Origin of the sequence: Promicromonospora sp. NPDC090134 (assembly GCF_044746965.1) — a bacterium.
In the GTDB taxonomy this organism is placed as follows: Bacteria; Actinomycetota; Actinomycetes; order Actinomycetales; family Cellulomonadaceae; genus Promicromonospora.
On the sequence record NZ_JBIVCZ010000006.1, the window covers coordinates 168800 to 181809 of the forward strand.

General features: G+C 73.8%; 7 protein-coding genes. 2 read left to right on the forward strand and 5 right to left on the reverse strand.

Annotation, left to right across the window (positions count from 1 at the left end; genetic code table 11):
- Positions 1–4: 4 nt before the first annotated feature.
- Genes ACIPN7_RS17635 through ACIPN7_RS17650 form a run of 4 tightly spaced genes read right to left on the reverse strand, consistent with a single transcriptional unit; the run spans position 5 to position 5447 of the window.
- Positions 5–1030, reverse strand: coding sequence for an acetylxylan esterase (locus tag ACIPN7_RS17635; RefSeq protein WP_400544874.1), 1026 nt, complete (start codon positions 1028–1030; stop codon positions 5–7).
- The gene (locus tag ACIPN7_RS17640) at positions 1027–3480 is read right to left on the reverse strand and encodes a glycosyl hydrolase family 95 catalytic domain-containing protein (RefSeq protein ID WP_400544877.1); all 2454 of its coding nucleotides are present in this window, start codon (positions 3478–3480) and stop codon (positions 1027–1029) included. Before ACIPN7_RS17640 ends, ACIPN7_RS17635 begins: the two co-directional genes overlap by 4 nt.
- Positions 3477–4442, reverse strand: a complete 966-nt coding sequence (locus ACIPN7_RS17645; RefSeq protein WP_400544880.1) for a carbohydrate ABC transporter permease — start codon at positions 4440–4442, stop codon at positions 3477–3479. Before ACIPN7_RS17645 ends, ACIPN7_RS17640 begins: the two co-directional genes overlap by 4 nt.
- 45 nt (positions 4443–4487) lie before the next feature.
- The gene (locus ACIPN7_RS17650; protein ID WP_400544883.1) at positions 4488–5447 is read right to left on the reverse strand and encodes a carbohydrate ABC transporter permease; all 960 of its coding nucleotides are present in this window, start codon (positions 5445–5447) and stop codon (positions 4488–4490) included.
- Between the two features lie 112 nt (positions 5448–5559).
- Between ACIPN7_RS17650 and ACIPN7_RS17655 the strand changes: the two genes are divergently transcribed.
- On the forward strand, positions 5560–7752 hold the full coding sequence (locus ACIPN7_RS17655) for an alpha-galactosidase (protein WP_400544886.1): 2193 nt from the start codon (positions 5560–5562) through the stop codon (positions 7750–7752).
- Between the two features lie 53 nt (positions 7753–7805).
- Here the strand turns inward: ACIPN7_RS17655 and ACIPN7_RS17660 are convergent, their stop codons facing one another.
- Complete coding sequence (locus ACIPN7_RS17660; RefSeq protein ID WP_400544889.1) at positions 7806–10253, reverse strand: X2-like carbohydrate binding domain-containing protein; 2448 nt, start codon at positions 10251–10253, stop codon at positions 7806–7808.
- A 230-nt stretch (positions 10254–10483) separates the two neighbouring features.
- On the opposite strand from ACIPN7_RS17660, the gene ACIPN7_RS17665 reads away from it, so the two are divergent.
- Complete coding sequence (locus tag ACIPN7_RS17665; RefSeq protein WP_400544892.1) at positions 10484–12979, forward strand: glycoside hydrolase family 2 protein; 2496 nt, start codon at positions 10484–10486, stop codon at positions 12977–12979.
- Positions 12980–13010: the final 31 nt, after the last annotated feature.

Below are 13010 nucleotides of genomic sequence, written 5' to 3' on the forward strand. Positions count from 1 at the left end.
TCGATCAAGGGACCGGGTGGGTTCGGTTCGGGTTGGTAGGGCCGGCGGTCGTCCCGAACAGGCGGCCGAGCACGTCGAGCGCGCCCTGCCGGTCGAGGCTGCCGCCGGCGTCATGGCCGTTGGACGGCCAGACGGTGATGTCGTGCTGCGCCGCGTACTCGTTGTGCGCGGCGAACACGGTGTGCGGGGGAGTGACGTCGTCGTCGAGCCCGCACGAGAACCAGGCGGGCGTGCGCGCCAGGCGCGCGAAGTTGACCACGTCCACGTAGCGGAGCGTGGCCAGGGCGCGCTCCCGGCGCGCCCGGTCCCGGGCCAGCAGGTCGGCGAGCTCCCGGTAGGGCCCGTGCGCGCTCAGGGTGAGCGCACCCGGGAGGTCCGCGAGGAACGGCGCCTGGGCGAGCACCGCCGACACGTCGTCGGCGAGGTACCCGGCGGCCAGCGCGATCCCCGCGCCCTGGCTGTTGCCGAGCACCGCCACGCGGCCGGGGTCGACGCCCGGCAGCCGCCGGACGGCGTCGACGGCGCGGGCCGCGTCCGTGAGCACGCGCCGGTAGTAGTAGTCGGCCGGGTCCGCGAGGCCGCGCGTGATGTACCCCGTGCTGTCGCCCCACGGGCCGTCCGGCGTGGACCCGTCGCCCTGGCCGCGGGTGTCCATGACCAGGTGGGCGTAGCCCGCCGCGGCCCACGTCAGGTCGTCGATCGCGTGACCGCGGCCCGCGCCGTAGCCGGTGAAGTGGACCACCGCGGGCAGCAGGCCGTCCCGGTGCCGCGGCAGGCGCAGCCACCCGCGCACCGGGTCGCCGCCGAACCCGGGAAAGGTCACGTCGAGCACGTCGATCGCGCCCAGCGGGGTCTCCACCGGCACGGCCGACGGCGGCGCGTCGTACCGCCGGGCCTGCGCCAGGGTGTCGCGCCAGAACGCGGCGAAGTCGTCCGGCAGCTCCTGCGTCGAGCGGTAGGCGCGCAGCGCGGGCTCGCGGGGGTCCGGGGTCGCGACGGACGCGCGGGCGTCCGTGGTCACGGCCGTCATGACGTCTCCCCGGCGAACAGGTCGGCGGCGGCGACGGGCGAGCCCGTGGGCACCGTCCGGGACTGCCCCGCGAAGCTCACGACGACGTCGCGCGGACCCGCGCCGACGACGTCGTGCAGGTGCAGCGCGACCGGGCGGCCGCCGTGCCAGTCGAGGTCGACGGCGACACCCGCACGGGTGCGGACGCCGGTGATCCGGCCGTCCGGCCAGGCCGCGGGCAGGGCGGGCAGCAGGCGGACCGGGATGTCGGGCGTGCCCTCGCCGGTGCCGACCAGCATCTCGGCGATCGCGGCCGCCAGGCCGAAGTTGCCGTCGATCTGGAACGGCGGGTGCGTCGAGAACAGGTTCGGCAGCAGGCCGCCCCACTCCGAGCCGTCCGGCGGCGCGTCGAGGTCGGGGTCCCCCGGGTAGGGAGTGGTCGCCTCGCGCAGCAGGTCGCGCGCGACGTCGCCGTCGCCCAGCCGCGCCCGCATCGCGATCTTCCACGACCAGGACCAGCCCATGGCCCCCGGCCCGCGGGCGTCGAGGGTCCGGCGGGCGGCGTCGGCCAGCTCCGGGGTGCGCTCCACGTCGATCGCGTGCAGCGGGTGCAGCCCGATCAGCAGCGACATGTGGCGGTGGTGCGGTTCGAGCGAGACCGAGTCGTCGCCCCACTCGTACAGGGTGCCGTCGTCGGCCACGCGCAGCGGCGCGATGCGCGGCAGCGCGGCGCGGATCTCGTCGAGCAGGGGCTCGTCCGCCACACCTACGGCCTCCGCGGCCGCGAGCGTGCGTTCGAGCGTCGCCCGGATCAGGCTGAGGTCCATCGCGGACGACGTGGAGACGGCGCCGGACGTGCCGTCGGCGCGGAGGAAGAAGTTCTCGGGCGACGTCGACGGCGAGGTGCCGAGCGTGCCGTTCTCGTCGGTCACGAGCCAGTCGAGCGCGAAGGCGCTCGCGCCGAGCAGCAGCGGGAGCACCCGCCCCGCGAGCTCGTCGCGGTCGCGCCCGTACTCCCAGCGCTGCCACAGGTTGTCCGCGAGCCACAGGCCGCCCATCGGCCAGAACGCCCACGACGTGGGGCTGTGCCCCGCGCCGACGGGCAGCGCGTACCCCCACGGGTCGGTGTTGTGGTGCGCCACCCAGCCACGGGCGCCGTAGAGCGCGCCGGCCACGGCACGACCCTCGCCGGCCACGCGCTCGATCAGGTCCAGCAGCGGCTCGTGCAGCTCGCCCAGGCCGGTGCGCTCGGCGAGCCAGTAGTTCATCTGGGTGTTGATGTTGATCGTGTAGTTGGACGACCACGGCGGCCGCATCGACGCGTTCCAGATGCCCTGCAGGTTGGCCGGCGGCGAACCGGGCCGCGACGACGAGACGAGCAGGTAGCGGCCGTACGCGTAGATCACGCGCGCCAGGGCGCGGTCGTCCGCGTCGGCGAGGAGGGCGTCGACGTCGACGGGCTCGTCGTCGTCGGGGACGCCGAGCTCCAGGCCGGACCGGCCGAGCAGCTCGCGCGCGGCGGCCTCGTGCCGGGCGCGCAGCGCCCCGGCGTCGGACGCCGCGACCTCCTGCGCGCGCCGGGCGGCGCGCGCGACGAGCTCGGCGCGCGGCGCCTGCGGCTCGTGCCGCCACCAGCGGCGCGCGTTGGTCTCGGTCGTGACCGCGAGCAGGACACGGCGCGCCCCGGTGATCACCACCGCGTGCGTCCCGGGCACCACGGCCGCCGCGCCGTCGGTCCGCACCGCCGCCGCGACGGCGGCGGACGGGTCGAACCCGGACCCACCGTCGGCGGCACGGTCGGACACCGGACCGTCCTCGCGCCAGACGTGCGCGACGGCGTCGGGCTCGTGCTTCGGCGCGCCGTCGACCGGCGTCTCCACCAGCAGGGACAGGTGCGCGAGACCGCCGTCGGACACGGCGGCGTCCGAGCCCGCGACCCGCAGCGGCGACCGCAGCCGCAGCACCGCGGAGACGGGCGCGTCGGCCACGAGCTCGACCACGAGCGCGCCGTCGGCCGCGGAGACCCAGGTGCTGCGGCGCACGGGCACGCCGTCCAGCAGGAACGTCTCGTCGACCACCGCGGACGAGAGGTCGAGCACCCGCTCGTACCCCGCCGCGTCGATCCGCCCGAGGTCCAGGTCGAGGTCGCCGAGCGGCAGGAACTCCTGGCTCCACGGGCCCTCGAAGGTGCGCAGCAGACGCTCGACCTCGTCGTCGTCGTGCCGCGCGACGGCGTCCCGCACCCGGGCGAGGCGCTCGGGTCCCGCGCCGCCGGCGACGACGGCGTCGAGCGCGCGCCGCGGGCCGTCCGGCGTGCCCGACCACAGCGACGCGTCGTTGAGCCCGATGCGCCCGCGGGCGTCGCCGAGCACCATGCCGCCGATCTCTCCGTTGCCCACGGGCGTCGCCTCGCCCCAGCGCGCGGCGGGCGCGGTCCAGCGCAGGCGGACCGGGCGCGGTGCGGTACTCACTTGAGCCCCGAGAAGCCGATGGAGTCCACGATCCGGCGGCCGAACGCGAGGAACAGGACCAGCATGGGCAGCGCCGCGACCAGCGTGGCAGCCATCAGGCCCGCCCAGTCCGGCGCGGCCTGCGGCGACGACTGCTTGAACACGGCCAGGGCGAGCGTGAGCGGGCGCACGCTGTCGTCGCTGGTGACCAGGAGCGGCCAGAAGTAGTCGTTCCAGGCGCCGATGAAGCCCAGGATGGACAGCGTGGTCACGGGGCCCGACGTCATCGGCAGCGTGATCTGGAACAGCACGCGCAGCCGGCTCGCGCCGTCGATCAGCGCGGCCTCCTCGATCTCGCGGCTGAGGCCGAGCATGAACTGGCGCAGGAAGAAGATGTTGAACGCAGAGAACAGCGCCCCGGGCAGGATCAGCCCGCCGAACGTGTTGAGCAGGCCCAGGTCCTTGATCAGCACGAAGTTCGGCAGCAGCGTCAGGATGCCGGGCACCATGAGCGCCGTGAGCAGGATCGAGAACACGAGGTCGCGCCCGGGCCACTCGAGGCGGGCGAACGCGTAGGCGGCGATCAGCGAGAAGAACACGACCAGGCCGGTCGAGAGGGTCGCGAAGATCAGCGAGTTCAGCGCGAAGTGCAGGATGTTGATGCTGGCGCCCGAGCCGCCCTCCGCGAGCGACTCCGCCGACGTCGCGATGCCGAGCACCCGGCGGAACGCGCCGAGCGTGAAGTCGACCGGCAGCAGCGACGAGGGGTGGGTGATCAGGGCGTAGTTGTTCGAGAACGAGGTGCGCAGGATCCAGTAGAACGGGAAGAGCGTCACCAGCACGACGCCGCCGAGGTAGGTCCAGGCGACGGCGCGCCCGAGGCTGGGGCGGCGGCGGGACGGCGACGGCCGGGTGCCGGAGCGGGTCGTGGAACCGCTGGGCCGGACGGCGGTGGCCGGTGCAGCGGATGCGGATGCGGACATGCGTGGGTTCCTCACTGGTTCGGGGCGGCGCGGACGGGCGACGGGTCAGTCGGTGTCGGACTCGTCGGCGCGCAGCAGGCGCATCTGCAGGAAGGTGATGGCGATGAGCATCGCGAACAGCGCGAGCGACATCGTGGCGGCGTAGCCGAACTCGAACTGGCCGAAGGCCTTGTCGTAGATGTAGAGCTGCAGCACGTTGGACGCCCGGGCTGGGCCGCCCTGGGTGGTCACGGCCACGAGGTCGAAGACCTGGAACGAGCCGATCACCGTCAGCACCAGCACCATCGCCAGCACGGGCCGCAGCAGGGGCAGCGTGAGGCGCCGGAACATCTGCATCTCGTTCGCGCCGTCGATCCGCCCCGCCTCGTAGACGGTCGGCGGGATGGTCTGCAGGCCGGCGAACACGATGATCGCGTTGTATCCCATGCCCTTCCAGACGCTGATCAGCGCGATCGTGGGGATCGCCCACTTGCTGGAGCCCAGGAAGAAGACCGGGTCGAGCCCGAGCTGGCGGATGGCGATGTTCACGATGCCGAGCTGCGCGTCGAGCATCCAGGACCACGTGGTCGCGGCGACGACGCCGGAGATGAGGAACGGCAGGATGATGACGCCGCGCAGGGCCGTGGAGGCCGTGAGCCGGTGCAGCACCACGGCCGTCGTGACCGACAGCGTCATGCCGATCACGACCGACAGGAGCACGAAGTACGCCGTCACGCCGAGCGAGTGCCAGAAGACCTCGTCGGCCACGAGCCGCTTCAGGTTGTCCAGGCCGGTCCACTCCGGCGGGGTGAGCACCCGGAAGTCGGTGAAGCTCAGGTAGATCCCGCGCAGCGTCGGGTAGGCCGCGAAGGCGAGGAAGCCGATGACGGCCGGGGCGATGAGGACCCAGGCCAGCCGCGCGTCCCCGCGGTGGGCGGGCGAACTGGTGCGGCGCACCGGTCCCGTCGTGCGTGCACGTCCGGCCGCGGTTCGCTCGCGCGCCGGGGTCGTGGTGGAGATCGCCATCGGCCTCATCCCTCGTCGTCGAAGTGCAGGAGGTGTAGGCACCTCGCTTGCTGCCGAGAGCGTAGGGCGACTAAGTTTCCGCTGTCAAGAAAGTCGATTCGGGGTGGTGAAGATGTCTGCTGGTGATGAATACGCGGTGCTGCGCGCGGCCGGGGTGTCGCTCGTGCTCGATCTCGCGGGCGAGATGCCCCGGGTGCTGCATTGGGGTGAGGACCTCGGCGACGTCGGCCCCGACGGCGTCGCCGCGCTGCGCGAGTCCGCGGTGACGGCACGGGTCGCCAACTCGCCGGAGGCGCCGCGCGCGGTCACGCTCCTGCCCGTGGAGCGGGACACCTGGTCCGGCCTGCCGGGCCTCGAGGGCCACCGCGCCGGGACGGCGACCACGCCGCGCCCGGAGCTGGTGGGGGCGACCGTGGAGGTCCCGGCCGACGGCGTCGGCGGCGCGGTGCGCCTGGACGTGCGCGAGCCGATCGCGGACCTCGCGCTGGCGGCCGAGGTGGAGCTGGAGGCCACGGGCGTGCTGCGGGTGCGGTGGACCGTGACCGCGGGGCCAGCGGGGGCGGACGGCGCGGACGCCTACGACCTCGCGCACGTCGTGGCGCTGCTGCCCCTCCCGGCGCGCGCCACGGAGGTGCTCGACTTCAGCGGGCGCTGGAGCCGGGAGCGGCAGCCGCAGCGGCTGCCGCTGGTGGACGGCACGCACCTGCGCGAGGTGCGCCGGGGCAAGCCGGGGCTCGACTCGCCGTACCTGGTCGCGGTCGGCACGCCGGGCTTCGCCCACCGGTCGGGCGAGGTCTGGGCGGCCCACGTGGCGTGGAGCGGCGACCAGCGCTGGATCGTGCAGCGTCTGTCCGAGGGCGCGGGCGCGCACGCGGCCGTGCTCGGCGGCGGCGAGCTGCTGCGCCCCGGCGAGGTGCGGCTGGCCCCGGGGGAGAGCTACGCGGCGCCCGACGTGCTGTTCGCCTGGTCGGACGCCGGGCTGGACGGCCTCGCCGACCGGTTCCACCGCCGCACCCGCGCGCGCCGTCCGCGCCGGGTGCCGCAGCCCCTGGTGCTCAACACGTGGGAGGCCGTCTACTTCGACCACGACCTGGGCCGGCTCGGCGAGCTCGTGGACCGCGCGGCCCGGGTGGGCGTGGAGCGGATCGTGCTCGACGACGGCTGGTTCCGCGGCCGGCGGGACGACACGGCCGGCCTCGGCGACTGGCAGATCGAGGCGGACGTCTGGCCCGACGGGCTCGACCCGTTCGTCACGCGGGTGCGCGAGGCGGGGATGGAGTTCGGGCTGTGGTTCGAGCCCGAGATGGTCAACCTCGACTCCGACCTCGCGCGCCTGCACCCGGAGTGGCTGCTGGCGCCGTCGGCGGGCGTGGGTTCGAGCTTCCGCAACCAGTACGTGCTCGACGTCGCGCACCCCGACGCGTACGCCTACCTGCTGGAGTCGATCTCGAAGCTGGTGGAGCGCTACGAGATCGCCTACATCAAGTGGGACCACAACCGGGAGCTGCACGAGGCGGTGGTCCGCGGCGGCGCCGCCGGGGACCGGCCGGGGGTGCGGCGGCAGACGCTGGCGCTCTACGCCCTGCTCGACGAGCTGCACGACAGGCACCCGGACCTGGAGATCGAGAGCTGCGCGTCGGGTGGCGGCCGCATCGACCTCGGCATCCTGGACCGCACCGAGCGGGTCTGGACGTCGGACTGCAACGACCCCGTGGAGCGCCAGCAGATCCAGCTCTGGAGCGAGCTGCTGCTGCCGCCGGAGCTGCTGGGCTCGCACGTGGGCGCGGCACGGGCGCACACCACGAACCGGGTCACCGACCTGTCGTTCCGACTGGTGACGGCGGCGTTCGCCGCGCCGGGGATCGAGTGGGACATCACGGGCTGCACCGAGGACGAGATGGAGCGGCTCGCGTCCTGGGCCGCGTTCGTGACGTCGCGGCGGGACCTGCTGCACGGGGGAGCGCGCGTGCACGCGGACCTCGCCGACGAGCAGACGCTGCTGCACGGCACCGTGGCCGAGGACGGCGCGCGGGCGCTGTTCGCGTGGGTGCGGCTGGCGAGCTCGGCCGGGCCGCAGACGGCGCGGGTGCCGTTCCCGGGCCTGGACCGCGACCGGGACTACGTGGTGCGCGTGCCGGACGCGTTCGGCCCGGCCGCGATGCACGGTCAGGAGCCCGCGTGGATCGCGCGGGCCCGCGACGCCGAGGGCTTCCGGGTGTCCGGCGCGATCCTCGCCGGCGTCGGGCTGACGCTGCCGGTGCTCCAGCCGGCGTCGGGCATGGTGCTGGAGCTCACGGCAGAGTGAACGTGTCAGACGCTCAGGCCCCCCGGGGGACCTGAGCGTCTGACACGTGCGGGCTAGCGGTCGAACCGGAAGCCGTCGCTCCGGATCGGCGCGTCCGAACCGTTCACCACCACGATGCGGTGGCTGCCCCGCTTGAGGCCGGACACGGAGTACAGCTCCTGCTGCGTCCGGCGTGTGGCCGTGCTCGTGTCGACGGTCTGCTTCAGCGCCCCGTCCACGTAGACGTGCACGGGACCCTGGTCCGGCGCCGTCGGCGCGATCCACGTCGCCCCCGTGCCGGTGAACGTGAGGTCGGTCCAGGCCTCGCCGGTGGCCGTGTGCACGTCGTCGGCGCCGTCACCACGGAACGCGAACGTGAGCGCGGTGTCGCCGGCGGGCAGCGCCGTGAGGAACCCGGCCGACAGCACGACCGCCTGACCGTCCGCGGTCCAGTCGGTGCCCCGCTGCAGCACCGTGTCGCCGTGCCGGACCGCCGTGAGCTCGCCCGGGTCGCGGGCCAGCTCGATGCGGGCCGCGTCGGCCTGCTCGTCGGGCACCACTATCGCGTTCGGCGTCACGAGGTTCTCCTGCTCCACGTCGATGCGGTCGAGCAGCATGAACCGCCCGCTCTTCTTCTCGATCCGCAGTGTGTGCTCGCCGTCCTCCAGGTCCGACGTCGTCCACACGGCCTGCTGGCTCGCGCGCGGCGTGCCGGCGGGCAGCGACGCGTCGACCGTGTCGACGAGCTCGCCGTCGAGGTGGACCGCCACCTCGCCCTGCGACTCGTCGCGCTCGGTCACGTACGTCACGCCGGTGCCGCGGAAGGTCAGCTCGAAGGCGTCGCCGTCCTTCTCGGTCCAGTGCACGTCGTCCTCGTGGTCCCCGAACCCGCGGCCGGTGCTGTGGCTCCAGCTCCCGGAGTAGGTGATCTCGGACGCGTCGTCGTTGAGCCGCGTGACGCGGGCGTCGGTGTCGCCCGGCGCGGGCGGCTCGTCGCCGTCCGCCACGACCGAGACCGCGAGGTCCTGCGACGTCGCCGCGACCTCCTGGTTCCCGTTGCGCTGCCAGTCGCCGCCGTAGCCCACCTGGAGCACGTCGTCGTTCACGGTCGACGCCGCGCGCGCGGCGGGCGTGACCCGCAGCAGCCGCACGCCGTGCGGCGGCACGTCGGTGGCCGTGAAGCCCTCGGTGAACGTGCCGAGGTTCTTCCTCGCCCACACGTCGCGCACCTTGTGGCCGCCGTCGGCGAGCCCGAGATCCGTCCAGTCGGCCGTGACGTCGGCGTCGGTCGAGCCGAGGTTGAAGAGCCCGACCACGTACGAGCCGTCGTCCTGCAGCGAGTACCAGACCTGCCGCTTGCCCGACGTCGAGACGGGGTGCGCCGGGATCGCGGCCTGGTTGATCGCGACGACCTCCTCGTTGGTGAGCAGGCTCAGGCCGAACGTGTCGAGCTGCGTGAGGTCGTTCCCGGTGTACATCGGGGCCGCGGAGATGGCCCACAGGCTGGTCGCGGTGCGGCGCTCGTCCTGCGTCAGGCCGTCCATGCGGCCGTTGCCGACGTTGAGCGAGTCGAGGTCGCCGAACCCGCCCGGGCCGGTGTGCCGCCACCACTGCTCGGCCTTGGGGAACAGGCGCGCGATGTTGGGCCACGTGGTCAGGGCCTCGTTCTCGCAGTAGCACTCGACGTCCCAGTCGAGGCGCCAGCCGTCGGCCTGCTCCTTCCAGTAGTCCGCGTAGGCCGGGTCGAGCGCCCAGGACAGCTCGAACCAGATGTCGCGGCTGTGCAGCGCGTCGGACCAGGCGGCGACGTCGCGGCGGGCGTCGAGCGACAGGTCGGAGATGCCGGAGCCGGGGGTCACGCTGTCGAACTTGACGAAGTCGACGCCCCAGTCGCCCAGCAGGGCGCCGATCGAGTCGATGTACCTGGTGGTGCAGGGGTTGTCGAAGTCGAGCGCCCAGCCGATGCCCCAGTAGTCGGCGCGGGTGAGCGGCTGCTTGACGATGTCGCCGGTGCTGCAGCCGGGCGCGTTCCAGATCGGCAGGTCGGCCTCGTAGACCTCCGGGCCGATGCCCGGGATGAAGTACAGCCCGAACTTCTGCCCGTTGTCGTGCACGTGGTCGATCACGGCCTGCAGGCCGTCCGGGTACAGCGACGTGCTCGGCTTGGGGCGGCCGTACTCGTCGACGCCGTCGTTCCAGCCCGCGTCCACGTTGATGCGGTCGTAGCCGTAGCGCTGCAGCTTGGTGTGCATGGCGTCCGACTGGGCGATGAGCTGGTCGGCGTCGATCCAGCGGCCGTCGCCGCTGTAGACCTGCATGCTGAAGCTGCTCCAGCCCATGTACGGCGACGTGGCGAGGTCGCCGGGCTCGACGCGGGGGACGGCCGGCGGGGGCGTGGGGGCGGGGTCGGCGGCGGCCGTCGGGGCCGTGGCGACCGCGGGAGCGGCGGAGCCGGCGGCCACGAGGCCGACGAGGGCGAGTCCGCACAGCGCCTGCCGTAGCAGGCGTCGGGGGCTTGTCATGGGTGCTGCTCTCCATCCTTGACGAGGATGCGCGTTGGCGACGTGCGGAACGGCACTGTTCCAGGCGCTGGACGCCGCCCGGCGGGCGATACGTCCTTTTTTGACGCGATCAAATAACCACAGCCCGCGCCCTCCGCGCAAGGGTTGGGCGAGACTTGCTTGACAGCGGAAAGAAATTCCTGGAACGCTCGTCCCGCTCTGCCCGCTCCGAGAATCCCTGGTGGCCTCCCATGCTCACGCGCACCGCCGCGCCCGGTCCCTGGACCCTGCACCTCGACACCGCCGGACCCGACGCCGACGCCGCGGTCCTCGCCGGACTGCCCGTCCCGGCCACGGTCCCTGGCACCGTCCACACCGACCTGCTGGCCGCCGGGCTCATCGAGGACCCGTACCTCGACCGCAACGAGCTGCTGACGCCGTGGATCGGCCGCTCGCGCTGGCGCTACGAGACGACGCTGCCGGCGGCCGCGCTGCCCGGTGCGCCCCGCGCGGAGCGCACCGACCTCGTGCTCGACGGCCTCGACACGCTCGCCACGGTGTCCGTCGACGGCATCGAGCGCCTGCGCACCCGCAACATGTTCCGCTCCTACCGTGTGCCGCTGGACCGGGCGGAGGGGGCCGAGGTCTCCGTCGTGTTCGACGCGCCCTGGGGTCCCTTCGACGGCCTGGACGACGAGGAGCGGCGCGCGTTCGACTCGCCGTCGGCCCACATCCGCAAGATGGCGTGCAACTTCGGCTGGGACTGGGGTCCCACGCTGGTCACCGCCGGCATCTGGCGCCCGGTGCGCATCGAGTCGTGGTCGGTCGCCCGGCTCGCCGAGACGCGGGTCGAGGCGCGCGCCGAACGGGACGGCACCGGGTGGCGCGGTGTGGTCGAGGTGGGCGTGGAGCTCGAACGGACCACCACGGCGCACGACGTCGCCGTGGTCGTGCGGGTGGCGGGCGCCGAGCGGAGCATCGTGGTGCCTGCCGCGGAGACCTCGGCGCGGCTCGTGGTCGAGGTCCCGGTGGCGGACGCCGACCTGTGGTGGCCGCGCGGCGCCGGGGCGCAGCCGCTGCACGACCTGGAGGTCGAGCTGCTCGACCGCGTCACGGGCGAGCCGCTCGACCGCGACGACCGGCGGGTCGGCTTCCGCTCCGTCGAGGTGCGCCGCGACCCGGACGCCGACGGCGAGTCGTTCGCGTTCGTGGTCAACGGGCGCCCGGTCGCCGCGCTCGGCTTCAACTGGATCCCCGACGACTGCTTCCCGCACCGCGTGACGCACGACGACGTCGCCGCCCGGCTGCGCGACGCCGCCGAGGCGAACGCGAACATCCTGCGCGTGTGGGGCGGCGGCCTGTACGAGTCGGACGACTTCTACGCGCAGTGCGACGAGCTCGGCTTCCTGGTCTGGCAGGACTTCGCCTTCGCGTGCGCGCCGTACCCGGAGCACGAGTGGCTGCTGGAGGAGGTCGAGGCGGAGGCGCGCGAGAACGTCGTGCGCCTGATGTCGCACCCCTCGCTGGTGATCTGGAACGGCAACAACGAGAACTGGCTCGGCTGGCACGACTGGGGCTGGAAGGAGCGCCTCGGCGACCGGCCCTGGGGCGAGCGGTACTACCTGGACGTCCTGCCGCGGGTGGTCGCCGACGTCAGCCCGCACGCGTTCTACTGGCCGGGCAGCCCGTACTCCGGCACCCCGGAGGTGTACTCGAACGACCGCTCCCGCGGCGTGGTGCACCTGTGGGACGGCTGGAACGAGCAGGGCTACCAGGTCTTCCAGGAGGACCGGCCGCGGTTCGTCTCGGAGTTCGGCTGGCAGGGGCCGCCCGCCTGGCGCACCCTGACGGACGCCGTCCGCGACGACCCCCTGCTGCCGGACTCGCCGGGCGTGCTGCACCACCAGAAGGCGGTCGACGGCTCCCTCAAGCTGTCGCGCGGCCTGGCGCCGTACTTCGACGAGCCCACGGGGATGGCCGACTGGCACTGGGCGATGCAGCTCAACCAGGCGCGCGCCCTGACCTTCGCGATCGAGCACTTCCGCTCGCTGCGGCCGCTCAACATGGGCTCGATCGTGTGGCAGCTCAACGACTGCTGGCCGGTCGCGTCGTGGGCGGTGGTCGACTCCGCCGGGCGGCGCCGGCCCGCCTGGTTCGCCGTGCGCGCCGCGTTCGCGCCGCGGCTCGCGACGATCCAGCCGCGCGACGGCGGTCTCGCGCTCGTGCTGGTCAACGACGGCGTCGAGGACTGGGCGGGCTCGGCGACGGTCCGCCGCGTCGGCCTCGACGGCCGGGTGCTGGCCGAGCAGTCGGTCACGTTCGAGGTCGGCTCCGTGGCGGGCGCGACGCTGGCCCTCGACCCGGGCCTGGCCGAGCCGGGCGATGCCGCCGCCGAGCTCCTGGTGGCCGACGTCGACGGCGCGGCCCGCGCCTGGCGGTACTTCACCGTCGACCGCGACCTCGCCTACCCGCGCCCGCGGCTCGACGTGAAGGCGGTGCCGCTCGCCGACGGCTCCGGCGACATCGAGGTCACGGTCACCACCGACGCGTTCGTGCGCGACCTGACCCTGCACGCCGACCGGCTCGACGCCGGAGCCTCGGTGGGCGACGCGCTGGTCACGCTGCTGCCCGGGGAGTCGGCGGCCTTCCGGATCGCGGGGGCGGACCCGGGGCTCACGGAGACGATCGCCGAGGCGATCCCGGGCGGAGGACCGGTGCTGCGGCACGCGGGCGACCTGGTCGGCTGAGCCCGGCGTGCACTTCTCATCTGTGCAATTG